The sequence below is a fragment of the Faecalibacterium sp. AF27-11BH genome, from assembly GCF_003603005.1.
Taxonomy (GTDB): domain Bacteria; phylum Bacillota; class Clostridia; order Oscillospirales; family Ruminococcaceae; genus Faecalibacterium; species Faecalibacterium taiwanense.
The window spans coordinates 355-26,732 of record NZ_QVGS01000010.1 but is presented as its reverse complement, the minus strand read 5'-3'; the positions used below and the strand labels follow the sequence as shown (position 1 = coordinate 26,732).

At 59.6% G+C, this 26,378-nt stretch carries 21 protein-coding genes; 12 read left to right on the top strand and 9 right to left on the bottom strand.

The window, feature by feature from the left end:
* Positions 1-106 precede the first annotated feature (106 nt).
* The gene (gene gluQRS, locus DWY76_RS10140; RefSeq protein ID WP_120081267.1) at positions 107-1,087 is read left to right on the top strand and encodes a tRNA glutamyl-Q(34) synthetase GluQRS; all 981 of its coding nucleotides are present in this window, start codon (positions 107-109) and stop codon (positions 1,085-1,087) included.
* Positions 1,088-1,141: 54 nt separating this feature from the next.
* Here gluQRS and DWY76_RS10135 read toward each other — a convergent pair whose 3' ends face one another.
* The 3 genes from DWY76_RS10135 to DWY76_RS10125 all read right to left on the bottom strand — a co-directional run bounded on the left by DWY76_RS10135 (position 1,142) and on the right by DWY76_RS10125 (position 4,239).
* A complete protein-coding gene (locus tag DWY76_RS10135) occupies positions 1,142-1,801 on the bottom strand; it encodes a phosphatase PAP2 family protein (protein WP_097774079.1) in 660 nt (219 codons plus the stop codon).
* A 182-nt stretch (positions 1,802-1,983) separates the two neighbouring features.
* Positions 1,984-3,351: an MATE family efflux transporter gene (locus DWY76_RS10130; protein WP_120081266.1), complete on the bottom strand. Its 1,368-nt coding sequence runs from the start codon at positions 3,349-3,351 to the stop codon at positions 1,984-1,986.
* 90 nt (positions 3,352-3,441) lie between these two features.
* On the bottom strand, positions 3,442-4,239 hold the full coding sequence (locus DWY76_RS10125) for a hypothetical protein (RefSeq protein ID WP_243112009.1): 798 nt from the start codon (positions 4,237-4,239) through the stop codon (positions 3,442-3,444).
* 233 nt (positions 4,240-4,472) lie between these two features.
* On the opposite strand from DWY76_RS10125, the gene DWY76_RS10120 reads away from it, so the two are divergent.
* Complete coding sequence (locus DWY76_RS10120; protein WP_120081264.1) at positions 4,473-6,128, top strand: putative manganese-dependent inorganic diphosphatase; 1,656 nt, start codon at positions 4,473-4,475, stop codon at positions 6,126-6,128.
* Between the two features lies 1 nt (position 6,129).
* Positions 6,130-6,462 carry an acylphosphatase gene (locus tag DWY76_RS10115; protein WP_097774075.1) on the top strand — a complete coding sequence of 111 codons (333 nt, stop codon included), beginning with the start codon at positions 6,130-6,132 and terminating at the stop codon, positions 6,460-6,462.
* A 62-nt stretch (positions 6,463-6,524) separates the two neighbouring features.
* On the opposite strand, the gene DWY76_RS10110 is transcribed toward DWY76_RS10115, so the two are convergent.
* On the bottom strand, positions 6,525-7,196 hold the full coding sequence (locus DWY76_RS10110; RefSeq protein ID WP_120081263.1) for a hypothetical protein: 672 nt from the start codon (positions 7,194-7,196) through the stop codon (positions 6,525-6,527).
* A 426-nt stretch (positions 7,197-7,622) separates the two neighbouring features.
* Between DWY76_RS10110 and DWY76_RS10105 the strand changes: the two genes are divergently transcribed.
* From DWY76_RS10105 to DWY76_RS10085, 5 genes are all read left to right on the top strand, one after another.
* Entirely contained in the window at positions 7,623-8,051 is a 429-nt protein-coding gene (locus DWY76_RS10105; protein WP_120081262.1) for a hypothetical protein, read from the top strand.
* A gap of 466 nt (positions 8,052-8,517) precedes the next feature.
* On the top strand, positions 8,518-9,051 hold the full coding sequence (locus tag DWY76_RS10100) for a hypothetical protein (RefSeq protein ID WP_120081261.1): 534 nt from the start codon (positions 8,518-8,520) through the stop codon (positions 9,049-9,051).
* A 460-nt stretch (positions 9,052-9,511) separates the two neighbouring features.
* On the top strand, positions 9,512-10,939 hold the full coding sequence (locus DWY76_RS10095; RefSeq protein ID WP_120081260.1) for a Wadjet anti-phage system protein JetA family protein: 1,428 nt from the start codon (positions 9,512-9,514) through the stop codon (positions 10,937-10,939).
* Positions 10,926-11,522, top strand: a complete 597-nt coding sequence (locus tag DWY76_RS10090; protein ID WP_097776755.1) for a DUF4194 domain-containing protein — start codon at positions 10,926-10,928, stop codon at positions 11,520-11,522. Before DWY76_RS10095 ends, DWY76_RS10090 begins: the two co-directional genes overlap by 14 nt.
* Positions 11,519-14,812, top strand: a complete 3,294-nt coding sequence (locus DWY76_RS10085; RefSeq protein ID WP_120081259.1) for an SbcC/MukB-like Walker B domain-containing protein — start codon at positions 11,519-11,521, stop codon at positions 14,810-14,812. Before DWY76_RS10090 ends, DWY76_RS10085 begins: the two co-directional genes overlap by 4 nt.
* 397 nt (positions 14,813-15,209) lie before the next feature.
* On the opposite strand, the gene DWY76_RS10075 is transcribed toward DWY76_RS10085, so the two are convergent.
* Both DWY76_RS10075 and DWY76_RS10070 read right to left on the bottom strand, forming a co-directional pair.
* Positions 15,210-15,947, bottom strand: coding sequence for a Type 1 glutamine amidotransferase-like domain-containing protein (locus tag DWY76_RS10075; RefSeq protein ID WP_120081257.1), 738 nt, complete (start codon positions 15,945-15,947; stop codon positions 15,210-15,212).
* A 128-nt stretch (positions 15,948-16,075) separates the two neighbouring features.
* Positions 16,076-17,425, bottom strand: a complete 1,350-nt coding sequence (locus DWY76_RS10070) for an MATE family efflux transporter (RefSeq protein ID WP_120081256.1) — start codon at positions 17,423-17,425, stop codon at positions 16,076-16,078.
* Between the two features lie 338 nt (positions 17,426-17,763).
* On the opposite strand from DWY76_RS10070, the gene DWY76_RS10065 reads away from it, so the two are divergent.
* Together DWY76_RS10065 and DWY76_RS10060 are read left to right on the top strand one after the other, a co-directional pair.
* A complete protein-coding gene (locus tag DWY76_RS10065; RefSeq protein WP_120081255.1) occupies positions 17,764-19,821 on the top strand; it encodes an MMPL family transporter in 2,058 nt (685 codons plus the stop codon).
* A gap of 5 nt (positions 19,822-19,826) precedes the next feature.
* Positions 19,827-21,533 carry a hypothetical protein gene (locus DWY76_RS10060; protein ID WP_120081254.1) on the top strand — a complete coding sequence of 569 codons (1,707 nt, stop codon included), beginning with the start codon at positions 19,827-19,829 and terminating at the stop codon, positions 21,531-21,533.
* 680 nt (positions 21,534-22,213) lie between these two features.
* Here the strand turns inward: DWY76_RS10060 and DWY76_RS10055 are convergent.
* Genes DWY76_RS10055 through DWY76_RS10045 form a run of 3 tightly spaced genes read right to left on the bottom strand, consistent with a single transcriptional unit; the run spans position 22,214 to position 23,898 of the window.
* Positions 22,214-22,753 (bottom strand): histidine phosphatase family protein, encoded by a 540-nt coding sequence (locus tag DWY76_RS10055; protein ID WP_097776749.1) that lies wholly within the window; start codon positions 22,751-22,753, stop codon positions 22,214-22,216.
* A gap of 10 nt (positions 22,754-22,763) precedes the next feature.
* Positions 22,764-23,666, bottom strand: coding sequence for a ketopantoate reductase family protein (locus tag DWY76_RS10050; protein ID WP_165852621.1), 903 nt, complete (start codon positions 23,664-23,666; stop codon positions 22,764-22,766).
* Between the two features lie 16 nt (positions 23,667-23,682).
* Positions 23,683-23,898, bottom strand: a complete 216-nt coding sequence (locus DWY76_RS10045) for a hypothetical protein (protein ID WP_005938496.1) — start codon at positions 23,896-23,898, stop codon at positions 23,683-23,685.
* A gap of 137 nt (positions 23,899-24,035) precedes the next feature.
* On the opposite strand from DWY76_RS10045, the gene DWY76_RS10040 reads away from it, so the two are divergent.
* Positions 24,036-24,953, top strand: a complete 918-nt coding sequence (locus DWY76_RS10040) for a LysR family transcriptional regulator (RefSeq protein WP_165852620.1) — start codon at positions 24,036-24,038, stop codon at positions 24,951-24,953.
* Between the two features lie 312 nt (positions 24,954-25,265).
* The coding region (locus DWY76_RS10035; protein WP_133300814.1) for a carbon starvation CstA family protein at positions 25,266-26,378 on the top strand (1,113 nt) is incomplete at its 3' end.

The following is a 26,378-nucleotide window of genomic DNA, read 5'->3' as shown; positions in this document are numbered from 1 at the left end:
ACCGCAGTCGTTTCGGAGTTACAAATTTAAAAATAATATTTCCGCTGATATTGCCAAAGCGAACGCGTCGGCAATTTTAAATCGTCCGGCGGCTGAAAGGATACACATGCAAGAACAAGCAGTTTTTACGCAAAAAACAGAGCCTGTACCGCCAACCGGCCGCTTTGCCCCCAGCCCCAGCGGGCGGCTGCATCTGGGCAATCTGGCCTGCAGCCTGCTGGCGTGGCTCAGCGCAAAAAGTCAGGGCGGGCGCATCGTGCTGCGCATTGAGGATCTGGATGCCGAGCGCTGCCCGCGCATCTATGCTGACCTGCTGGAACAGGATCTGGACTGGCTGGGCCTTGCGTGGGACGAGGGCGGCAGCACCGGCGGGCCGAACGGCCCCTATTACCAGAGTGAGTGCGCGGAGATCTACACCGCAAGCTACAAAAAGCTGGAAGAGCGCGGCCTTGTGTACCCGTGTTTTTGCTCCCGCGCCCAGCTGCACGCGGCCAGCGCGCCCCATACCTCGGACGGCAACGTGGTCTATCCGGGCACCTGCCGCGGCCTGACCGCTGCCGAAATTGAGGAAAAACGCAAAAAGAAGGCCCCTGCCTATCGTCTGATGGTGCCGGACGAGGACATCACATTTGTGGATGGCTGCATGGGCCCGCACACCGAAAATCTTTTGCATGACTGCGGTGACTTCTACCTGCGCCGGGCGGATGGCGTGTTCGCCTATCAGTTGGCCGTGGTGGTGGACGATGCCCGCATGGGCGTTACCGAAGTGGTGCGCGGTGCAGACCTGCTTTCGTCCACGGCACGGCAGCTGTATTTGTACCGCCTGCTGGGCCTGCAGGCACCGGGGTTTGCCCACTGCCCGCTGCTGCTGGCCCCGGATGGGCGGCGGCTCTCCAAGCGCGACGGCGACCAGAGTCTGGAAAACCTGCGGGAAAAGTATACCGCGCAGGAGATCGTGGGCAAGCTTGCCTACGCCTACGGCCTGCAGCCGGAGCCTGCGCCCCGCACACCGGAAAGCCTGATCAAGGACTTTTCCTGGGCAAAGGTACCAAAGCAGGATGTCTGCCTGCCGGAGGATCTGTTCTGAACAAAAAAAGATGCGCTGTCCCTCGATGACAGCGCATTTCTTTTTTATAGAGATTCAGATGCGGCGCATCTGCGGCAGATCGTTGGTGTCCATCATACGGCTGAACGCGGTATCCAGTGCCAGCGCCAGCAAAGCGCCCAGCGCTGCATCGATGCAGCTGTGCTGCTTGAGCAGCATGGTGGAGCATACAATGGAGATGCACAGCACATCAGCGGCCGGGCGCATCCAGCGGAACCGGGGCTGCTCAAAGATGCGGCAGCGGTGATAGGCCAGCATCAGCGTGACCGAGTTGAACACATGGATGGATGGGCAGACATTGATGGGTGTGTCGGTGCTGTACAGGAACCGCACCGCACGGGCGAAGATGTCTGTGCCCGGCACATAGCAGGGGCGCAGATTCAGCCCGGTGGGCAGGATCACGTAGCAGGCCAGCGCAATGGTCATACCGCTGAACAGCGGCATACACAGCCGCCAGAAGTCCTCCCGGGGTGCCTTCCACAGAAGGAAGAACAGGGTGAACGGGATCCACGGAAACCATGCAAAATAGGGGATGACCGCATATTTGCAGAAGGGAATCAGATCGTCCAGCCGGCAGTGCACGAGGATGTGCGGCATATGGATCTGGGTGTTCAGGAAATTGAATGCGGAAAGATAAAGTATGAGATACAGCGCCATGAAGCAAAGCGGATGGCGCGAAAACCAACTGCGTTTCATTGAAAAAGCCTCCTTTTGCAGAAGTGAAAGCTCTTAGCACTGTGAAATTATACGCCGGGAATATGACAAAAACAAGAACGAAAGCAGACAACATTGCTGAAAAACAAATAAATTATTTGTGCGTATTGCGTAAAAAAGAGCCTGCCTTCGCGGCAGGCTCTTATAAAATGCAGAGGAAAGATTCAGATGACCTGCTGTTCCAGCCACTTGCCGCGCACGAAGCGTACAAAGAAGCACAGGGAGCGGAACGCCCAGTCCAGATACATGCCCATCCAGATGGCCAGCAGGCCGCCGTGGAAGGCCAGCACACACAGGTAGCAGAAGCCCACCCGGAAGGCCCACATGGACACGATGCTCACGGTCATGGTAAAGCGGGCATCGCCTGCCGCACGCAGGATGTTGGGCATGGTAAAGCTGGAAGGCCAGATGAACAGCGAAACGATGTTGAACCACACCATCACTTCCAGCGCCATGGCGTAGGCTTCCGGCGAGAGGCTGAACAGGCCCAGTGCAAATTTGTTGGCAAACAGGAAGGCCGAAAGGTTCATGAACCATGCGCCGCAGTAGGCAAACAGCATCAGGCGGCGGGAGTAATACACGGCCTGATCTTTTTCGCCTGCGCCAAGGCACTGGCCCACCACGGTCAGCGCAGCCATGCCCACGGCGTTGGCCGGGATGTTCAAAAAGGTGGTGGTGGTGTTTGCCACGGCGTTGGCCGCAATGGCGGCGGTGCCCAGAGTGGAGGTCAGGCTGGAAACGGACAGCTTGCCGATCTGGAACATGCCGTTTTCAATACCGGCAGGGATGCCCACCCGCAGGATCTGCTGGATGAGCCGTGCCTTCGGGGCAAGGGCCTGCAGGCCGTCCACCCGCAGCGGGCAGGCGGGCCGCTGCAGCAGGTACAGCACAGCCACGCAGGCAATGGCGCGGGACACAAGGCTGGCTAGTGCGGCACCCATCACGCCCATTTTGAAGCCGTAGATCAGCACGGCGTTGCCGCCAATGTTCACCACATTCATTACAAGGCTGGACATCATGCTGATCTTGCTGTTGCCCTGCGCCCGGAACAGGGCCGCACCGGCGTTGTACAGGCCGATGAACGGGTAGCTCAGGGCCGAGAGCAGGAAGTAGGTCTCGGCATAGCGCATCACGTCCACGTCGATGGAGCCGAAGATGCCGCGCAGGATGGCATGGCGGCCCGCCACCACAACGGCGGCCACCAGCAGGCTGAAGCTGGACAGGATGAACAGGATCTGCGCCGCTGCATTCTTGGCATCCTTTGGCTCCTGCCGGCCGATGTACTGGCTGGTGACCACCGCGCCGCCGGTGGCAAGGGCGCTCATGATCTGGATCATCAGGGTGTTGAAGCTGTCCACAAGGCTCACGCCGGAAACAGCGGCTTCACCCACCGAGGAGACCATCAGCGTGTCGGCCAGACCGATGGTCACGCTGAGCGCCTGCTCTGCGATCAGCGGCAGCAGCAGGGCAATGAGCTGCTGCCGGGTGAACAGCGGCGGCTTATGGAACGCGGGCGTTTTGGTTGCTGTCATAGGTTCCTCCGTAACGGTGACAAGATACACTTGGATACATGATCTATATCATACAGCAGAACGCGCAGAATTACAAGAGAAAATCTTCTGTCAGGAAAATTCCTGACTGGGGGTCAGGCTGGTGCCGTAATATACGATATAATCATACGGGACGGTCGGCCCGAACACCGTCTTGTCTGGGTACTTCCTCAGCATGTCCGCTTTCAGGTCGGCCGGGGTCTCGGGCACACCGGCGCAGAGCGTATCGGAGCACACGGCATTCCAGAGGCCCGCAGAGAACGAGGTGCAGTTGTAAATGGCCGACCAGTGGTCTGCGTTGGCCAATGCCTGATTTACAGCGTCTAGCTGGCTCTGGTCCAGTGAGACCTGAATGCCGTAAAGATTCTGATAGTAAGAAGCGTTCAGGTAATATTTGTAGTAGCCCTCCAGATTGTACCAGATGCCGGAATGCTCGCAGCGGTTGCCGCGGGTGCTTACGGTGATGGACGTATCCGGCGCAATGAGCAGTCCGCCCACATTGATATCCTGCTCCGAGACATTGGTGATGGTGAGGAAGCTGTGTCCGCTGGTGTTGAGGGGAACATCGCCGTGGTCATCGGCGCGGGCAAAAAGCCGCAGCACCGCAACGGCTCCCTCGGCAGGGGCATCACCGTAGGCCTGCGCAGGGGACTTGTGGTCTGCCTGCGCAAAGTGGTACGGCCCGCCAAAGTTGGTGGTAAAGCCAACGACATTGCGCATCAGGTCGGCAGAACCGGTGACATCTGTTACCACCTTATCCTCTTTTGCGGCGGGCTGTGCGGCCTTGGGTTCCTGTGCGTAGGCGGGCAGGGCGCACAGGCAGGCCAGCAGCACGCAGCAGGAGAGGATGCGGAAAAACTGTTTTTTCATAGATGCCTCCATTTGTGTTTTTTTTCAGGTAAAGCTTACCGTTTTTTGCAGGGTCTGTCAAGGAATGCGGCAGGCGGAAAAGCCGCGCCGCAGCGTGTTTGTTCCACTTTACCCGTGCAGGCAATTGTGCTAAAATAAACCTGAGGTGCACTGCGCTTTGCAGGAGAGGGGAGTGCACTGTGGTAAATGAGATAAGAAATAAAAGGTAAATCAGAACCCAAAGGGGGAACAATATGCCAAAAGCAGCCCATAAGGTGGTCGTGATCGGCCACCGCAACCCGGATACCGATTCCATCTGCTCGGCCATTGCCTATGCAGAGTTGAAAAACAAGACCAGTGATCTGGTCTGTGAGCCCCGCCGTGCAGGCAAAATGAATCAGGAGACCGAGTTCGTGCTCAAAAAGTTCGGGGTAAAGCCCCCGCGCATGTGCACGGACGTGAACCCGAAGATCCGCGATGTGGACTACCGCGAGATGCCCGGCATCCCCGGCTCCACCAGCCTGCGCAAGGCATGGGAGATCATGCGTGACAAGCAGATCGACACCCTGCCGGTCACCAGCCCGGACAACGAGCTGGAGGGCGTGATCACCGTGAAGGATATCGCCACCGCCAACATGGACGTGTTCGACACCGGCATCCTGGCCAAGAGCCAGACCACCTACCGCAATATTTTGGAAACGCTGGGCGGCACCATGGTGGTGGGCCGCGAGGACGACGTGTGCACCACCGGCCACATCCGCATCGGCACCGCCACGCCTGAAATGCTGGAAAATACCGTGGAAAAAGGCGACATCGTCATCCTGACCAACCGCTACGAAAGCCAGCTGTGCGCCATTGAAAAAGAAGCGTCGCTGCTCATCATCTGCAACGGCTCCAAGGTGGGCCGCACCATCCAGCGCATTGCCGAGGAAATGGGCGTGGCCATCATGTCGGCCCCGGTGGACACCTATGCCGCCGGTAAGCTGATCAGCCAGTGCGCTCCCATCTCCTACTATATGACCCGCAGCGACATCATGAAGTTCACCCTCGTCACCCCGGTGGCAGACGTCACCCGCGTGATGGCCAAGGTACGCCACCGCTATTTCCCCATCCTGGACGAGGACGGCAAATACTGCGGCATGGTCAGCCGCCGCAACATCATCAATCTGCAAAAACGCCGCATCATCCTGGTGGACCACAACGAGGCCACCCAGGCCGTGGAGGGCTTCGATCAGGCCGAAATTCTGGAGATCATCGACCACCACCGCATCGGCAGTCTGGAGACCAGCGGCCCGGTGTACTTCCGCAACCAGCCGGTGGGCTGCACTGCCACCATCATCACCCAGATGTACGACGAGAACGGTATGGAGATCCCGCCGCAGATCGCAGGCCTTCTGCTGGCGGCCATCCTTTCGGATACGCTGGTGTTCCGCAGCCCCACCTGCACCCCGCTGGATGAGGCCCTTGCAAAGCGTCTGGCAAAAATTGCCGGTGTGGACATTGACGAGTTTGCCAGCGAGATGTTTGAAGCAGGCGAAAAGCTGGACGGCAAGACCGCTGAGGAGGTGTTCCTGCAGGACTTCAAGGTGTTCATGTGCGGCGATATCCGCTTTGGCGTGGCGCAGGGCAGCTACATGACCCGCAAGAACCTGCTTGCCGCCGAGACGCTGCTGCAGCCCTATCTGGAAGAAGCCCGCAACAAGCAGAACGTGGAGGACATCTACATGCTGCTCACCGACGTGCCCAAGGAGGAGAGCGTGGTCATCAGCGATGGCCGCTATGCTTCCGAGGTGCTCTCGGACGGCTTTGAGACCCAGCCTGCCGAGGACGGCAGCTTTACCCTGCCCGGTGTGGTGAGCCGCAAAAAGCAGTTCATCCCGGCGCTGATGACCGCCTATCAGGAGCTGTAAGATGTTTGATTTTCTGCATAAAAAAGCACAGGATGCCACGCCGCCCGCCCTGCCGGAAGGCACTGTGCGCCGCCGCTACTCCATTGAGGGGCAGGTGCAGGGGGTGGGCTTCCGCTACCGCGCCCGCTATGCGGCCCAGACGCTGGAACTGACCGGCTGGGTGGAGAACGAGGACGACGGCAGCGTGACGCTGGAAGTGCAGGGCGACCCGGAAAAGTTCCTGCGGCTGTTCGCCATGATCCAGAAAAGCGATTACATCCAGATCACCGGCATCCGCCAGAAGGATCTGCCGCCCGACCCATGGGAGCGGGGCTTCTCGGTAAAAGGGTATTGATCTGAACTGCAAACAAAAAAGCTGACGCGAAAGCGTCAGCTTTTTTGCTCTTTCTAAATTTATCAACCTGCCGTTTTCAGCGGGGAATTGTCTGTCCAGATGGTGCCGTCCAGCAGCCGGGTCACAGCCAGAGTGCCGTTTGCGGAAACACGGGCCGGGTCCAGCGCGTAGAAATCGCTCTCCTTCAGGTTCGCGGGGTCTGCATCCGCACGGATGCCCACCACACAGACCCAGTGACCATAGGCGGCGCTGGTGGCGATATGGGGGTAGTTCACCTCGTTCCAGCCGGAACTGGTCAGGTGGTATTCATAGCTGGAGGTGCGGTTCGTGTGCCGTTTTACGCCGCTCACCGCGGTGTTTTTCAGATGCACGATCACCGGCTTCCCGGCGGAAAGCTCGGTGTAAAGCTTCTGCAGGCACTCGGACAGGCTGCCGGAATAACCGTAGTAGCCGCCCGCAGACCAGACCGCACCGTTTGACCACATGCCGCTGCCGGAGGAAACCTTTCCATCCAGAATGGTGCGTGCATAGCGCAAGGCGTACCAGCTGCATTTGCCGGAGGTCTGGTTGCCGATGGAAAGGATCTGGCTGGTGCTGAAGTCCAGCATCCGGATGCCGTGCGTTTCCTGCAGGGCAGCTGCGTGTGCGTGGGGAACGGCCAGAGCCAGCACAAGGCACAGCGCCAGAACTGCCGCCGCCAGCCGCTGTGCCGCGCGGGCGGGACAGTGTTGCATATTGAGCCACATCCTTTGTTTTTTCTACGACCTTATTTTACCATGCAAAAATGGTAGAATTGTGTAAAATCGTAATTTTTTGAAAGAATTCTGAAAGATGGATCGGAACACAACATCTGTCCAAACCGGGAAGGACTGTGCCCCGGAAAAGAACAGCATGGAGCTTCCGTCCGGAAGAAGATTTTCCAGCACGGTAAAGAACCTTTGCGAAATAAGGACGGTGTATCTCAATACTGCAACAAAAAGCCGCTGTTTCGTTGATTTTGAACGAAAATGTTTCGGAAACTTTATGCATCTTCTCGATTGACAAAACCAACTGCTGTCGGATAAAATAAGGCCAGAACGACACCCGTTCTGTAGTGCGAAAAAACAGCACTGAAATGAGACAAATCAACAAAATCTTGAAATGACAGGAGGCGCTTTACAATGAAAAAGCTGAAGAAATTTGCTGCCCTGCTTCTGGTGGGTGTGATGGCTCTGGCCCTGCTGACGGCCTGCGGCGGTGGCGGCGGCTCCACAGATGAACAGAAAGAGGCGGCAATGCTGACGGCGCTCACGAGCAGTTCTCAGTGCAGCGAAACCGCTAAAACCAATGATCCGGAGCTTCGCAGTGCGCTGCTGACGGATCTGAATGCGCAACTTAAAACTGGCAGATTCAAGGGCGACGTTAAGGTGACGGGTATTACACCCCCAGAAGAGAACATTACAATCACGGTAATGACGGATTACCGGAACGGTGAGCGCTTGCAAGAATTGATTAAGATGATTACCGACCACATTGGTAGAGTATATCCCGGTACGAATGTCAATGTAAATGCGAATGGCTGCTGGACCAAGGTTGCCGTTGTTGTTTAGAGCAATGAGAAGGGCACCTATTTGGCCGTGGCACTCCAGCTCAAGAACCTTGCATACCCCAAAAACTAAAATTTCTCACCCTTTCTCCCCGGAGCGTGGCTGCAAGGCCGCCCTTCGGGGCTTTTGTTATGTTTGGAGTAAACTCCCCCAGTCGCCTGCGGCGACAGCCCCCTCAAAGAGGGAGCCTTTCCCGGCGGCAAAGCTTCCGGCTCAGGTGCAAAGCTTCCGGTTTCGCCAGAGCCTCCCTCACTGAGGGAGGTGGCAAACCCGCAGGGTTTGACGGAAGGAGTTCGTCCTGCTCCGGGGCCTTTTTGCGTTTAGGGACAATTGCCAAAAAGAACTGCGGAATTTGGGCGATCTGCCTGTTGACATGCGGGGGGGGGGTATGGATAAAATAAATTCAGACGGGTAAAGCGATTTGGGGTCGCCCAAACCGTCAGAATTTGAAAACAGGAGGAACATTACAATGAAAATGTTCAAGCGTTTCGCAGCCGCCCTTCTGGCCGGCGTGATGGTTCTGGCAATGCTCACCGCCTGCGGCGGTGGCGCTGGTGGCCCTGGTGAAAGCGAGTTCGAGAAGAAAGTTCAGGATGTATATATGGCTGCGCTGAACAAGGAATACGGCACAGAATGGTCCAATAACAGTGAAGTCAAGGAACTGGCAACAGAAGCACTGAACAAAATTGCAGACGGCAAGATTGCATTGACTGCTGTTACTGCAGAGAAAAAAACCGAGAAAAACTACGTAGGTGCAGTTGTTTGTGTTGAGAATGCGAAGCAGAACGCTCAAGTGTACACGGCTGTTTACTATGAAGAAACAACGGCAGGAACGATTACGGTTAATTCTGATATGGTTGAGTTGATGAAGACTGCAACAGATTTCGTAATCGAAGCTGGTAAAAATAATAACACGAAAATCGAAGTTACTGGTTTGGGTGTTGGCACTAAGACCGTTGGCGGAAAGACCTATGTTGCAATTGGCTATAAACTGAGCAAGTAAGCGGATTACAATTAAACTATTGCCCCGAGGAGCATCCCGCTCCCCGGGGCTTTTTTGCGTTTAGGGCAAACTCCCCCAGTCGCCTGCGGCGACAGCCCCCTCAAAGAGGGAGCCTTTCCCGGCGGCAAAGCTTCCGGCTCAGGTGCAAAGCTTCCGGTTTCGCCAGAGCCTCCCTCACTGAGGGAGGTGGCAAACCCGCAGGGTTTGACGGAAGGAGTCTGCCCCGCCGTTTTTTTGCGCCTTTTGGCAGAGATGTCGTTTTCAGGTACGACCTCTTTCCATGAAAAAGCATCTCCGAAACGACCGCAGTCGTTTCGGAGATGCAAAATTTAAAATAATTCTTCCGCTGATATTTGCCAAAGCGAACGCGGCGGCAATTCTGAATGGTTTCTCTGTCAAACCGTGTCGTTTTGTGGTACAATAAAAACGTATTCTGATGTGAACAGGAAAGGACGTTTCCATGCAGCTGTTTGAACTGGTGTCCCCGCGGCTGTTCCGCCCGCTGGCGGGGCCGAACCGGGCTTTTTATGCGGAATTGCTGCTTCTGCTCTGGGAGGAGTGCCGCCACACGGCGGATTACAGCATTTCCCGTGCGGAGGCCGTCTGGCGTGCCGAGGATTACTTTGCCGCACTGGCAAAGCCCCTTGCGCTGGATGCCGACGGTGCGGGCGATGAGGACGAGCAGCCCACCCGCGACCCTCACACGCTGGCCGTGGGCTTTCTGCTGCGGCTGCGCCGCACCGGCTGGCTGGAAGAGCAGCCCGGCAGCTACGAGGGGGAAGCGTCCCTTGCCTTTGCGCCGGAGGTAACGCCGCTGCTGGAAGCGCTGGAAGAAATATTGAACCCCCGCGTGGTCACCTACACCGGCAAGCTGTACAAGGCATGGCAGCTGCTGGGCAGCATCGGGCAGGAAAAAAGCCCCTATGAGAACGTTCTGCGGGAGGTGGACGCAGACCTTGACGCGCTGAACCGCTCTCTCCGGGCGCTCAATGCCTCCATCGGCCACTATATCGACCGGCTCACCCGCAACCGCACCCCGCAGGAGGTGCTGGAACTGTTCGACCAGTACGAGGAAAAGGTGGTGGCGGCGGCCTACCACCGCTTCAAGACCAGCGACAACCTGTTCAACTACCGCGCCTATCTGGAAGAAGAGCTGGACGACTGCGAGGAGAACTACCTGCCGCAGCTGGCCTTTGATTATGCCCGGGTGGAGCGCTGCGCCCCGAACGAAGCGACACCTGCCGTGCGTGCACTCATCCAGAAGCAGCGGGACGCGCTGGAAGAGATGAGCCTGCTCATGCGCGAGATCGATGCAAGCCACATCCGCTACCGCAAGCGGGCTGTGCAGCGGGCACAGTTCCTGCTGCTGAGCGACCGTTCTTCGCAGGGCAGCGTCACCGCCCTGCTGCGCCGCTACGCCGAGGACATCCGCACCCCGGAGCAGCTGTTTGAGCCGGACGACGGCCCGGTGGCAAAGCGGCTGCATCTGTACCCGGCGGCAGTGTTCGGGGAGAAATTCCTCTACCCGCCCGCTGCCCAGCGCACCGCCGAGCCGCTGGCCCCGGTGCGCGCCGAAGTATTCGATCCGGAACAGCTCAAAAAAGAGCAGCAATTGCTGCTGGATTACGCCCGCCTTGCCGTTACCGAGGAGAACGTGGCCCTGCTGGCCCGGCAGGCCCTTGCCGCCCGCCCGCAGGTGAACGCGGCACTTCTGGCAGACGAATACCCGAACGATTTTGCCCGTATCATCGGCCTGCATACCTACTCGCAGTCGCCGCACCGGGATTATGACATTCAGCTCACCGGCAATTGGGTGGAGCGCGGCGGTTTCCGCTTTGAGGACTTTGTCCTCACCCGCCGCAGGGAGGAAGAAAATGGCAACCATTAACATGCTGGAAGAAACCGCGAATTACCTGCTGAACCACTGCTTCGTGCTGGGCGGCGTGGAGGATCAGCGGGCAAAATATCTTTATGTGCAGGACCATCTGGATGAGGTGCGCGCTGTGTTCGCCCCGCTGGGCTATTCTGTATTGCTGTACCCGGCACCCCTGCAGGCGGCGGCGCTGGTCAACGGCCACGAGGGCAGTCAGGCTCGGCTGCTGAAATACGAGAGCATCCTGCTTTTGGTATTGCGGCTTTTGTACCTGCAAAAGCGCGAGAGCCTTGCGGCCAATGCCGACGAGGTGCTGGTGACGGTGGAAGAGGTGCAGACCGAACTGCAGAAGATGAATCTGCCCCGCCGTCTGGACCAGAAAACGCTGGAAAACCTCATGCGCACCCTGCGCCGGTACAATCTGGCGCGGCCTGTGGGGCGGCTTTCCGGGCTGGACAGCCGCATTGAAGTATTTCCCACCGTGCTGCTGGCCCTGCCGGATGCCGACCTTGCGGATGCCGCCGCCGAGAGCGGGCGCACCCGCACAGAGCTTGGCCTTTATGAACGACCGGAAGAAGCAGGGGAGGGTGAAGAATGATCGAACTCAAACGGCTGAAGCTTATCAACTGGCACAACTTTGAAAATGTCACCTTCGACTGCGCACGGCTCACCTATATGATCGGCGTGAACGCCGTGGGCAAGACCACCATTCTGGATGCCATCCGCTACTGCCTGACCACCAACCGCAATTTCAATGCGCTGGGCAATAAAAAGAGCGGCCGAACCCTGCAGGGCTCTGTCCACGCCAAGCAGCGCGGCGAGAACGCCTACCGCCGCCCGGGCCATACCGTGGCCTACATCGGGGCGGAGTTCTGGGACAGCGTCAAGCGCACCCCCTTCGTCATCGCGGTGCGGGTGGAGTCCGAAGGCCCCATGCAGGAGCTGCACCCCGGCGATCAGACATGGTATCTTTCGGAGGACGGCTGCACGCTGGAACAGCTGCCCTTCATCGACCCCAAGACCGGTGCACCCAGCGCAAAGGAGGACTTCAAGCCCGCAACGGGCCGTCTCTCCTACACCCGCAGCCCCAGCGAAGCGCGGGACCGCATCTGCCGTGCGCTGGGCATCGGGCGCGCCTCCAGCCCCTTGGGCAAAAAGTTCAATGAGGTGTTCCAGATGGGCACCAGCATGGACGAGATCCCCAACTTCCGGGAGTTTTTGTACCAGTATATCCTGCCCCAGCCGGAGCTGGATCTGGACGCTTTGCAGGGCGACCGGCTGGAACTGGAAAATCTGCACGCCGTGCTGGCCGAAGCACAGACCCGCGCCGACGCGCTGGAAGAGATCGTGGATTTTGGCCGCGAAGCTGCCGAAAAGCAGACCCAGACCCTTGTGAACCGGGGCGCGGCGCTGCTGGCCCGCGCCGCTGCCGACGGCAGCGAACAGACCGTCTGGCAGGAGCATCTGGATGCGGGCCGCCGCCAGCTGGAACAGCTGAACGCCCGCTATGCCGAGGCCAAAAATGCCGAAGCGGAAGCCCGCCGGGCCTATCTTTCCGCCCACGGTGCCGCCAGCGCCAGCGGCGAGGGCCGGGCACTGGATGCCCTGACCGAGGAGCTTTCCCGCCGCAAAACGGCGCTGGATACCGCCGCACGCAAAGCCGAAAAGGCAGAAAGTGCCCTTGCCCGCACCCAGAGCCTGCTGGCTGTGCTGCGCCGCAGCGGCTTTGCTGCCGGCATCAAGGCCGAAGAGCTGACGGCGGACACTCTGCCGCAGCTCACCGCATGGCTCTCCGCGCAGGAAAAACCGCTGGAGGAAGCCTATTTTGCTGCCCGCCAGAACACTGCTGCTTTGCAGAAGGAGCAGGCCGGCAAGCGTGCCGAGCTGGACGCGGTGTCCGGCGGCAAGTGGGTCTACCCCCACGGCGATGCCGCCACCCGGGTGCGGGATGCCGTGAATGCGGAACTCAAGAGCCGGGGCATGCAGCCGGATGCGAAAATTTTCTGTGAACTGTTGAACGTGGAGGACGAAAGCTGGCAGGACTGCGTGGAAGCCTGCCTTGGCGACCGCCGCTTTGATATCCTTGTGCCGCCCGCCCACTACGAAGCCGCCAAAAGCGCCTTTGTGGCTCTGAAGGACAAGGTAGGCCCCATCAGCCTGCTGGACACCCCGGGCATCCGCAAGGCCAACCGCCGCGCCGACAAGTACGGCCCGGACAGCCTTGCCGCGCAGGTGAGCAGCGAAAACCCGCTGGCTGCACAGTATGCCCAGACCATTCTGGGCCGCATCGTCTGCTGCGACACCCCCGATACGCTGGAACAGCATCCCGACAGCGCCACCCGCGACCTTCTGCGCCACCACCCCTTCCGGCTGGAACGGCTGCGCACCCCGCAGCGGTATATCGGTCTGGACGCACGCCGCGCCCGCGCCGGGGCGCTGGCGGCCGAGCTGGAAGCTCTGGGGGAAAGCGCTCGTGCTGCCGCCCAGACAGAACAGAACCTGAAAGCCGCCTATAACCAGTACCAGACCCTGCTGCGGGGCACGGCACTGGACGAGCTGGCTGCGCTGTGGGATGCCCGCGCCGCACTGACTGCCGCACAGAATGCTGTGACCGAACAGGAAGCAAAGCTCACCGAGTGCCGCGAGAACCCGCTGCTGCAGCAGCTTTACAAGGAGGAAGAAGCCCGCGAAGCCGCGTGGGAGGCTGCCCGCGCCGCCGTGGAGCAGGCGGGCGGTGACATCCGCGTGTGCCAAAAGCAGATCGCCTCCTGCGAAGCGGAGCAGAAAAAGGCAGGGGAAACGGCACAGCAGAGCGCCGATGCTGCCCGGAGCTTCTTTGCGGCGCATCCGCTGGTGGAGCCGCTGGCCCGCACCCGGATGCTGGCGCTGGCCCCGGCAGATAAGCCCCGCGCCGCCGCACAGGCTGCGGAAAAGGCGCAGGCCAAGCTGGACGATGCGCTGGCCGTCTATCTGACCGGCACGCTGGAACCGGCCCAGAAAGCCTACAACGAGCACTATGTGTGCGATTATCCGCTGGGCCTTGCAGGGCTGGACCAGTACCGCGCCCAGCACGAGAGCCTTGTGCGCATCGATCTGGAACGCTACGCCGCCCGTCTGGAGCAGGCCCAGCGGGACTGCAAGGACCGCTTCCGCAAGGATATCCTGTTCCGCATGAAGGACGATATCTTCAACGCACGGCGGCAGTTCCGGGAGCTGAACAAGGTGATGGAACAGCTGACCTACGGCGAGGAGGTCTACCGCTTTGAGCTGGAGCCCAGCCGCGACCCGCAGCTGGCGGCCTTCTATCAGGTCATCGTGGACAAGGGCAACCAGCAGATGACCGAGGGCGACTCGCTGGACAACCTTGCCGCCACCGCCGACCCGGCTTATGAGCGTCAGGTGGACGAGCTGATGGAAAAAATCATGGCGGATGTGGACGAGAACACCCGCGCCCGGCAGGAGGGCCGCACCGGCGGCGTGACCCTCTCGGACTATGTGGACTACCGCACCTATCTGGATTACGACATCAAGGTGACGAACCGGGTCACCGGCCAGCAGGCATACCTGTCCCGGGTCAGCCGCGACTCCTCCGGCGGCGAGAATCAGGCCCCCTTCTATGTGGCCATCTGCGCCAGCCTGCTGCAGATCTATGAGAAGAGCGAGAACAGCATCCGTCTTGTGCTGCTGGACGAAGCCTTCAGCAAGATGACCAGCGACCGCATCCGCCCCATGATGGAGCTGTTCCGCCGCCTGCAGCTGCAGGTGCTGCTCATCTCCACCGTGGAAAAGAGTACCGCCATCCAGCCCTACTGCGACATCACCTACTCCATCGTCCGCCACGGCGACACCAACGCAATAGCGCCCTTTGTCCGCCTTGCGGCGGAATGATGTGCGCATTGTATGTGCAATGATGTCTGCCTGCGCCGGAAATGAACGTGGAACGATCAAAAATGCCCGCCGCGTTGCTTTGGGCATATTCAGCGGAAAAATGATTTTAAATTGAGCGACACCGGGCAGCCTGCGGGCTGCCCGGTGTCGCATTTTCACCAGAGAGGCCGCAAGGGAAAACGGCATCTGCAGCGCCTGTTTCCTACGGAAACAGCGGCACTGTGGATGGGCTGCCCGCTTGACGTTACAAGCCCTTTCGTGAAAAAGCAGTTCCGAAACGCCCGCAGGCGTTTCGGAACTGCAAATAAAAATAATAATTCCACTGATGATGGCCAGAGCGCAGCGGAGGCCATTTTAATCGTCAAGGCTGCCGTAGAAGCCCCGCTTTTGTCGCGCTTTACCGTAAAGGCAGCACATCTTCGTCTTCGTTGATCTCTTCTATGGTGCCATCGGCAAAGTACCAGCCTTTGCCGTACAGCGCCTCGCTGCCGTCGGCGCACAGGATATACGAGCCGTCCGGCAAAGCGAGAAAATGCCGCTTTTTGCTGTCGGCAAGGGCGATATCCTCCATCTTCTGTCCGTCCAGCAGATGATCCCGGATGAACTGGTAGTGGGGCAGGATGCGGGTCTCGGTCAGGCCAAGGCCGCTCATCCAGCGGGAGTAATGGGGGTCGGCGGCTTCGCCCGGTTCCTCGGGCGCGGCGTACACGATGTGGGCGGCGTTCATGCTGCCGGCACTCACGCCCAGCACGATGCCGTGGTAGTTGTGGAACAGCCCCGGCAGGCCCAGCTGAGCAAAAAAGTGGTTCTGGGTGGGCACGTGCCCGCCGCACAGCATCACAAAGCCGCTCTGGGGCAGAAGAGAACCGATCTCCTCGGCATTGCGGGCATCGCAGGGGATGAGCGCCGTCAGGGGCAGGTGGGCGTTCGCAAAGCTCTGGGCAAACACCCGGCACATCTCGTCGTTCTGCTCGTAGGCATAGGGGTCTGCCGCAATGGCAAGGCCCAGCACGGCGTGATCCGGCCAGACGGCCCGCAGGTTCGCCACAAAGTGGTTGCGCGTGTCCAGCACCGGAATATCCGGCCCCGGCTCAAAGGGGCAGCCGCTGGGGCTGCTGGTCAAAAACAATGTCATAATGATTCCTCATAAAAAGTGAATAAAGGCTGTGTCCATTTTAACACGATTTTGCTGCCAGCGGCAGAGCCAGAATCACCAAAAAAATCCCCTGCTTTTTGCCGTTTCGCAGAAAGCAGGGGATCTTATCATGCCTTGCGGTAATGGAATACCTTGTCCTTGGTGAGGAGCATGGCTGCGCTCACGGCCAGAGCCGCCAGCTCGGCGGCGGTGACGGCCAGCCAGATGCCGTCGATGCCCAGCAGCAGCGGCAGCAGGAGAATGGCGATCACCTGAAACGCCAGCGTGCGCAAAAAGGAGATCAACGCGCTGGTCACGCCGTCGCCCAGCGCCGTGAAGAAGGAGGACGCATACACGTTGAAGCCCATGATGAGGAAGCTCAGCGCATACAGCCGGAAGGCCCGGCTGGTCAGGGCCAGCAATTCCGCGTCGTAGCCCACGAAAATGCGCGCCACACAGGGGATGATGAACATGGAAGCCAGCGTCAAGGTCACAGCCACCACGGCGATGAGCCGCAGGCTCTTGCGGTAGAGATTGTGCACCTCGGCGTGGTTGCGGGCACCGTAGTGGAAGCTGACGATGGGCGCACTGCCCACGGCATAGCCCACGAACACCGCCACGAACAGGAAGGCCGCGTACATGATGACACCGTAGGCGGCCACACCGTTCTCACCGGCCAGACGCAGCAGCTGGTAGTTGTACAGGATATTGACCAGCGACATGGAAAGGTTGGTCATCAGCTCGGAAGAGCCGTTGATGCAGGCATCCCGCAGTACTTTGCTGTAAAAACTGGTCTTGCACAGGTGCAGGCGGCTGGAGTTGCTGCGGTCGATGAAGTAGAACACCGGCAGTACGCCGCCCACCAGCTGGCTGATAAAGGTGGCAATGGCCGCGCCCTCCACGCCCCAGCCCCAGATACCCACCATCAGCACATCCAGCACCATGTTGGTGCAGCCCGCGCCCACGGTGAACCAGAAGCCGAGGTGCGGCTTTTCGGCGGTGACAAAAAAGCTCTGGAACATATTCTGCAGCGCAAAGGTGGGCAGTGACACCATCAGGATGCGTCCATAGCGCACCGCGTAGTCCAAAAGCTCCCCCTTTGCGCCCAGCAGCACGGCAATGGGCCGCAGGAACACAATGCCCAGCACCGCCAACACACTGACCGAGACCAGAGCCGCCAGCAGGAACAGGGTGAAATAGCGGTCGGCCTTTTTCTGGTCGCCCTCGCCCAGCGTGATGCCCACGATGGCGCTGCCGCCGGTGCCCAGCATAAAGCCGATGGTGCCCAGCAGCATAGGCAGCGGCATGATGAGGTTGACCGCCGCAAAGGCCGTCTTGCCCACAAAGTTGGAGACACACAGGCCGTCCACGATGCCGTAGATGGAGGTGAACAGCATGGTGCCGATGCAGGGCAGCACGAACCGCAAAAGGCGGGAATAGGTAAAATGATCGGAAAGCTGGATCCGCTGCTTGGACATGGCGTCCTCCTTTCTGCACAAGGTGCAAAAAACGGGCCGGATAAATGTCCGCGAGTACACGCCCGGCCTCGATCTGCTTCGTCACTACGGCAACGAAACCTCCGGCGGGGCGCTGTCTGCACGGCATCTTATCCGGCCCGTTTCAAATTACGTTGAAAACGGTCCTCCGATGAACTGAAAAAGAGCATATCAGAATTTATTTTTGTTGTCAAGGCAGAAAAATCAAAAAATCGGCATTCGAGGGTCAAAATTCATAAACTGTCTCTTTCCAACGTTTATCAAACCTGTTAGAATGATAAAAGTTTTTTATGGATCCGGAAAGGAGAACTCCTGTTTTGATGAAACGTTTTTATACCGCCATCGTGCGCCGCCGCAGGCTGGTGCTGGCGGTGTTTGCACTGACGGCTGTGCTGAGCGTGTTCGCTGTGCGTCAGGTAAAGGTGGATTACGATATCAACGACTATCTGCCGCCGGAATCCCCCTCCACCACCGCCATCGAGGTGATGAACGGTGCTTTCACCGGCGGCATCCCCAACATGCGGGTCATGGTGCGGGATGTGACGGTGCCGCAGGCGCTGGAGTACAAGGAAAAGCTTGCCGCCATCGATGGAGTGTCCTCCGTTGCATGGCTGGACGACAGTTTGGATGTGACAGTGCCTTTGCAGATGCAGGACACCGCCACGGTGGAGAGCTATTATAAGGATGGCTGCGCCCTGTTCACCGTGACGGTGGAGGACGAGAAGCGTCTGGAAGCCGTGGCTGCCGTGCGGGATCTGATCGGGGAGGGCAACGCGCTGGAGGGCGCGGCAGTCTCCACTGCCGTTGCCACCAACTCCACCGTGACCGAGGTGGCAAAGATCGCCGCCATCGCGGTGGTGTATGTGCTGTTCATCCTGATCCTGACCACCGATTCCTGGGCGGAGCCGCTGCTGGTGCTGACGGGCCTTGGCGCGGCTATCCTGCTCAACAACGGCACGAACCTCATCTTCGGCACCATCTCCTTTGTCACCAACGCGGCGGGCAGCATCCTGCAGCTGGCGGTTTCGCTGGACTACTCGGTGTTCCTGATCCACCGCTTTGCGGAGTGCCGGGCTGAAAACCCGGATGCCAGCCCGGAGGAGTGCATGGTGGATGCCCTGTGCAGATCCACCGGCTCCATCCTGTCCAGTGGCCTGACCACCGTCATCGGCTTTCTGGCACTGGTGCTCATGCAGTTCCAGATCGGCCCGGATCTGGGCCTTGCGCTGGCAAAGGGCGTGGTGCTGAGCCTTGTCACCGTGTTCACCTTTATGCCCGCGCTCACGCTGGCAGCGTATCAGTGGATGGATAAGACCCACCACAGGCCCCTGCTGCCCAGCTTTGACAAGTTTGGCCACTTTGTGGCCCGCATCATGCTGCCCATGGCGCTGGTGCTGGTCATTCTGATGGTGCCCAGCTATCTGGCCTCCAACTCGAACCAGTATTACTACGGTGCCGCCCACATGTTTGGCGAGAACACCCGTCTGGGTGCGGACACCGCCGCCATCGAGGAGACCTTTGGCCGCAGCGACACCTACGTTGTACTGGTGCCGGAGGGCGACACTGCCACGCAGCAAAAGCTTTCGGATGCATTGCACGCCATCCCGGAGGTGACCGGCATCCTTTCCTATGTGGACAACGCAGGCGCGTCCATTCCGCCGGAGTTCGTGCCCGGGGATACGCTGGGGCTGTTGGTCTCCGGCGGCTACACCCGCATGGTGCTTACGGTGGATGCCGACACCGAGGGCGATGGGGCCTTTGCGCTGGTGGAGCGGGTGCGCGCCACGGTGCAGCAATATTACCCGGACAATTATTATCTGGCCGGTCAGGGCGTGAGCACCTATGACCTGATGGACACCATCACGGCCGACATGGTCAAGGTGAACCTGCTGGCCATCGGCGCAGTATTCCTGATCCTGCTCCTCATGAAGCGCCAGCTGCTTTTGCCCATCATTCTGGTGCTCAGCATCGAGACCGCCATCTGGATCAATCTGGCCATCCCGTACTTCCGGGGCCAGTACGTGTTCTACATTGCCTATCTCATCATCAGCTCGGTGCAGCTGGGTGCTACGGTGGATTACGCCATCCTCTTCTCCGACCGCTATCAGGAGTTCCGCGAGACGCTGGGCCGCAAAGAAGCCGTTGCGGCCACGGTGTCCGCCGTGACCACCTCGGTCAGCACCACCGGCAGCGCCATGGCGGTGGTGGGCTTCCTGATGGGAGCCATTTCCACAAACCAGCTGCTGGGCCAGCTGGGCAATTTTCTGGGCGTGGGCAGTCTGGTGTCGCTGGCCATCGTGCTTTCGGCACTGCCGGGCTTTTTGTATCTGGCCGACCCGCTCATTATAAAAAAGAAAAAACAGCCGAAGGAGGCTTGACCGAGATGAAACATCGATTTGTGCGCCGGGTGTCGGCGCTGGCGCTGGCAGGCTGCCTGCTGGCGGGCAGCAGTCTGCCAGCTTTTGCAGCAGCCTCCGCTGCCAAGGAAGAGGTCATTTATGCAAATCTTACGGCCTCCGGTGCTGTGACCGGCGTGTACGCCGTGAACAGCTTTTCCGTGCAGGCGGGGGACACTGTTGCGGACCACGGCAGCTACACTGCCGTGCGCAACATGACCACGAGCGATGCCGTGGAGCAGAGCGGCGATACGGTCACGGTGCATGTGACCGAGGACGGCAAGCTCTATTATGAGGGCACCATGGACGCCGCCACGGCCCTGCCATGGGTGGTAAAGCTGACCTATACGCTGGACGGGGCAGAAATCAGCCCCGACGAGCTGGGCGGCAAAAGCGGTGCCCTTTCCATCCGGCTGCAGGTGGGCCGCAACCCGGACTGCACCGGCAGCTTTTTTGACGACTACGCGCTGCAGGTGACCATGAGTCTGGATACCGGCCTTGCCCGGAACATCAGCGCGCCGGGCGCTACGGTGGCGAATGTGGGCAGCAAAAAGCAGCTTTCCTACATCCTGCTGCCGGGCGCGGACAGCGATGTGACCGTCACTGCCGATGTGACGGATTTTGCCATGGACGCCGTTTCCCTGAACGGCGTGCGGCTGAACCTGAACCTCGACCTCGGGGATATGGACCTGACCGGGATGCTGGAACAGCTGCAGAGCGGTTCCGTGCAGCTGGACGATGGTGCCAACGCGCTGGCAGACGGCATTGCGCAGGTGCAGGCGGGCATCGACACCCTGAACGGCAATTCCGGTGCCTTGACCGGCGGCTCAGCCCGGGTGCGTGCCGCACTCACCCAGATGCAGACCGCGCTGAACGGCATCTCGGCCTCCACCGACGAGCTGAACACCCTGCTGGATGCCTCTACCCAGATCCGGGACGGCATTGCCCGGCTGGATGAGGGCGCGGCACAGCTGGAGCAGCAGGTGAGCTTTGAAGCCTACAAGGCCATCCTGAAAGAGAACGGCCTTGACCTTGACGTGGTAAAGGATGGCAATGCCAAGGCCATCCAGCAGCTGCAGGGCATGGTGTGGATGATGCCGCAGCTCAAGGATATGATCCTGCTTTTGCAGGGGTCTACGGCCAACATCGATGCCATGCAGACCTATCTCGACACCGTGAACGGCGGAATTGCCCAGCTGCACGAGGGCAGCAGCACCCTGAACGGCAGCTACGGCGAGTTTGATGCCGGGGTGCGTCAGCTGGCCGGTGTGCTTACTGGGATGCTGGGCAATCTCTCGGTGCTCACCGACGGCGTGAACCAGCTTGCCGCCCAGTACGTCCAGTTGGACGACGGCCTGAACGCCTACACCGACGGTGTAGCCCAGCTGAAGGCGGGCGTTGCGCAGCTGGCGGAGGGTGCATCGCAGCTGACCGGCGGCACCGGTGAGCTGCGCAGCAGCGTTTCCGGCATCGACATGGGTGCCCAGCTGGACAGCCTGCTGAACAGTCTTTCCGGCGGCGGGGAGGTGCAGAGCTTCACCTCGGCAGAGAACACCGAGGTGGGCGCGGTGCAGTTTGCGTTGCAGACCACTGCCATCACGGCCCCGGCCCCGGCTGCCCAGCCGGAACCGGCAGCTGTGACCCTGACCTTCTGGCAGAAGCTGCTCAAGCTGTTTGGGCTGTATAAAGGCTGATTTTTATGATACGGGGGATGCTTCCCGCACAGAGAGTGGTCGCGTGTTTAAAGTTTGATGCCTTTTGCAAAATGCATCGCCGCCGGGTATGTTCTCTTTTGCGTGCCAAAAGAGAACCAGAAAGGACGGCGGTGCCCGCAGGGCATGAAAGCCCCAGTGGGGCTTTTAAGCCGCAGACCGGTTTGCGTAGCAAATACCGCGCGTTCAGCGCGGCAAGGTCTCCGCTACTTTCGAGGCGCGGGAGGCGGCGGGTTGCGGCTCCCTGCGTCTGCTTTGTGCCTTGGACGGCACTCGCATTCTGCAGGCCGCTGCCCCAACAGCTCCTCCCTGTTTCGGCCACTGGCCGCGGTCGTCGCCGTTGCAAACTAGGGGCTGCACGCCCCTAGTAACCCCAAAGAAGATGGGCTCCATACAAAAAATCCAAGCCGCTCCGCTAAAGGATTTTTTGTGTTCCGCCGATTTCAAGGCCCCTCAGCCGCTGCTGCGGCAGCTCCCCGCAGGGGAGCGGGCGCGCTCGTAAGCTTTGTACTCGAGCCAGTAACTTTGCCGCCCAGTCCTCTCCCGCGAAAAGCGAAAGCCGGAAAATCCGTAGATTTTCCGGCTTTCTTTCTATAAAAATAATCGTTCCGCTAAAGATGCCCAGAGCGAAGCGGAGGGCATTTTAAATCGTTTTGCGAACATCATTCAAAATGGTATTCCACCAGTTCGCAGTTTTTGATGCCCGCAGCTGCGTATTCCTCGTTGGTCATATCGTAGAAATAGGACTGCACCACCCGGGCGATGCCGTTATGGGCCACCAGCAGATAGGTCTTGCCGGTGTCGGCCTTCAGCTCGTCCAGCAGGTTGTAGATGCGCTGGGCCAGCTGCATCATGCTCTCGCCGCCGTCGTAGCGGTCGGCGAAGTGGGTCTTGGAAACGCGGAACTCGCCGCCGTTGCGGGGCGTGCCCTCGTATTTGCCAAAGCACTGCTCCCGCAGGCGCGGCTCACACCGGGCGGGCAGGCCGGTGGCCTCGGCAATGGCCATGGCGGTGTCGGCGGCGCGGGACAGGGGAGAGTACAGGATCTCATCGATGTGCACCCCGCTGGCTTTGACGGCTTCGCCCAGCTTCCGGGCCTGCTGGCGGCCCCGCTCGGTGAGGGGGCTGTCGGTCATGCCGCAGATCTTGTTTTCAACGTTCCAGACGGTCTCTCCGTGGCGGGTAAAATAAAGCGTATGCATGGGTGGCTCCTTACTGGTCGTATCCCGCCTCGATCTCGCGGATGCGGGTGTAGAAAAAGTCGTTGGCAGGGGTGGGCATCCCGTACTTCTTGGCCCGCTGGCGCACCACACCGGCAAACTCCTCCACCTCGGTGGGGCGCTTTGCCAGCACATCCTGCCGCATGCTGGGCATGCCCTCGGGGTTAAAGGTGGGCATCATGGCGTCGATGAATCTCACATCGTTGTCCGGCGGCAGGGGCACGCCCTCAAGGTTCGCCAGCCGGATGACCTCCTGCATGGCCGCGCGCATCATGTCCTGTGCTTCGCCGGGCTGGCGCAGGCCGCCGTAGGGCTGGTCAAAGGCGGCTGCGGCCTGATTCAGGCCGTCATTCACCATCAGCTTGTTCCACTGCTTGTAAAGGATATCCCCACAGGGCTCGTTGGCAATGCCGCACTCGTCCAGATAGTCAGCCACGGCCTGCACACGGTCGGTCATTTCGCCGCTGCGCTCACCGAACTGGATCTTGCCCGCCTGATTGAACACCAGCGTGCGCCCGGTGCGGGTGGCGTCCATGCCGATGGCAACGCTCCACAGGGTGTGGCCGGGATAGGCTGCGTCAATGTGCTCCTCGCTGGTGATGCCGTTCAGCACGCTGAGGATCACGGTGTCCGGCCCTACGAACTTTGCAATGTCCTGAATGGCCTGTTCCAGCACCGTAGCCTTGACGGCCACCAGAAGCAGGTCTACCGGTTTGCCCTCGGCAGGGGTGACGTAAGAGAACTTGCATTCTTCGCCGTTACAAACGACCGGTTCGGCAGAGTAGCGGGCAATGCGGTCCTCATCGGCAATGACCTGCACGCCGGGCATTTTGCGCCCGAACAGGATGCCCAGTGCGCCCAGACCGATCAGGGCCGAAGTTTCGATCTTTTTCATAAGTTCCTCCTGCATTTTATGCTTTTTTCAGTGTGCCGTCTGCGGTCAGGACGACCATGCTGCCCTCGTCGATGCCTAGGCGGGTGAGCTCTTTGTCCGGGTAGGGCAGGGTGCGCCGCTCCCCGGCGGGATCGGCCAGCGTGACATCACACAGCACCGGCTGACCGGCGGGCAGCTCCTCGCAGCCATACATCTGCTCTTCAATGCGCAGAACGCGGTAGGTAGTCTCCATAGCAGCTAAACTCCTTTTTATAAATACAGCATTTTTATTATAAAGCTCTGCGCGGAGCGCGTCAACCGCATTTGGCTTGACAGCCGGCCGCCCGGCTTGATAAAATAGGAATGATTTTTGGAACAGGGGGTAGTCACATGAATATTACGGAACTGCGTTATCTGGTGGCCATCCGCAAGTGGGGCTCCGTGAGCGCGGCGGCAAAGCAGCTGTATGCGGCCCAGCCCAATGTGAGCAAGGCGCTCAAGAATCTGGAAGAGGAATACGGCATCCGCATCTTTGAGCGCTCGTCCACCGGCATGATCCCCACCGAACAGGGACGGCATTTTATCCGGCAGGCAGAGCGGGTGCTGGACGAGGTGGACCGGCTGGATCTGGATGCCCGCAGCCGGCAGAGCAGCTGTGCGGAGCTGCGGGTGGTGCTGCCCCACGCCACCTATGCTTCCTACGCGACGGTGGATTTTTTGCAGCAGATGGCAGACAGCCAGCAGCTGCGGGTGCATATCCGGGAATCCGGCTCCATGGAAGCGCTGGACCATGTACTGCGGCGGGGCTATCATCTGGCCCTGCTGCGCTACGCGGAGGAGGATGAGGATTATTACCGCCGCTACTGCGACCGTCACGGCCTGCACCGGGAGCCGGTGATGGAGTTTGAATACCGGCTGCTGACCAACCGCGAAGGCCCGCTGGCAAAGTGCGAGGTGACCGATATCACCCAGCTGAACAGCTATATGGAGGTCCTGCACGGTGATTTCCAACTGCCCGGCGGCGAGGACAGCGGCCTGCGCTGGCATACGAACCCGAACCGCCGCATCCATGTGTATGAGCGGTGCAGCCAGTTCTCCATCCTGCAGAACCTGCCCAATGCCTATATGTGGGCGTCGCCCATGCCCCGGCGGGCGCTGGAGCAGTATCATCTGGTGCTCAGGAAATGCCCGGCCCAGCGCCAGCGCATGAAGGATGTTCTGGTCTATCCGGACAGGGGGACCCTGCGCCCGGAAGAGCAGACCTTTGTGCAGCTGCTGCACAAGCAGGCGGCGCTGACCGTGAAATGACCGCCGAAACCGGTTAAGAACTGGCAAAATATCGGAATGCGGAAAAACCGGAAAGCAAAGGAATTTGGCCGACAGCCGCAGCGCTTTATGCGCTGCGGCTGTCTTTTTGCTGATAAATCGAGCGAAAAAGAGACGAAACATCGGCTAAAAAACTTTGCGGCTATATGGTCTTTGATATGCCCCCATACCAGAAGCATATTATCACTTTTATGAAAAATATGTTAACATAGACCTAGAAAGCTGGCCGGGATGGATGGAAAATATGGAAAATGTTTCCATAATTCCGGCACAAAGAAAAAGGAGGTTTCTGGTATGATCAGTTTCTTACTCTGTCTGGCGATCCTGATCGTGGGCTACTTTGTCTATGGTAAGATCGTGGACAACACCTTCGGCCCGGACGACCGCGAAACGCCTGCTGTGCGCATCAATGACGGTGTGGACTACGTTGTGATGCCCCAGTGGAAGCTGTTCCTCGTTCAGCTGCTGAACATCGCCGGCCTTGGCCCCATCTTTGGTGCCATGCAGGGCGCATTGTGGGGGCCTGTGGTGTTCCTGTGGATCACCTTCGGCACCATCTTTGCAGGCGGCGTGCACGACTACTTCTCCGGCATGATGAGCGAGCGCAACGACGGCGCTTCCATCGCCGAGATCACCGGCAAGTACTTAGGCCCTGTGATGCAGAACGTCATGCGCGTGTTCTCGGTGGTGCTGCTCATCATGGTGGGTACTGTGTTCGCGGTGGGTCCCGCAGGCCTGATCGTGGAGCTGTGCAGTCAGAGCGGCGCTTCCGGCGTGCTCACCTCGCTGCTGTTCTGGCTCATCATTATTCTGGTGTACTACTTTATTGCAACCTTTATCTCCATTGATGCCGTCATTGGCAAGATCTACCCCATCTTTGGCATCTGCCTGATCATCATGGCCATCGGTGTCATCTTCGGCATCTTCACCAATCCCGCCTACACCATCCCGGAGATCTGGGATCACTTTGGCAGCATGCATCCGTCGGGCACTCCCATCTGGAGCTTCATGTTCATCACGGTGGCCTGCGGTGCGATCTCCGGCTTCCACTCCACCCAGTCGCCTCTGATGGCACGCTGCATGAAGAGTGAGAAGCAGGGCCACTTCGTGTTCTACGGCGCAATGGTCTGCGAGGGCGTTATCGCTCTGATCTGGGCCGCTGCTGGCTGCAGCCTGTACGAGGTGACCGGCGGCCTGAACACCGGTCTGGCCGAAGCACTGGCCATGGGCCAGTCCAAGGCTATTTATGATGTCTGCTCCAAGACCATGGGCGGCGTGGGCATCGCACTGGCAATGGTCGGCGTTGTGGTGTGCCCCATCACCTCCGGCGATACCGCATTCCGCTCCGCCCGTTTGACTCTGGCCGACTGGCTCAAGATCGATCAGGACAGCTACGCAAACCGCCTG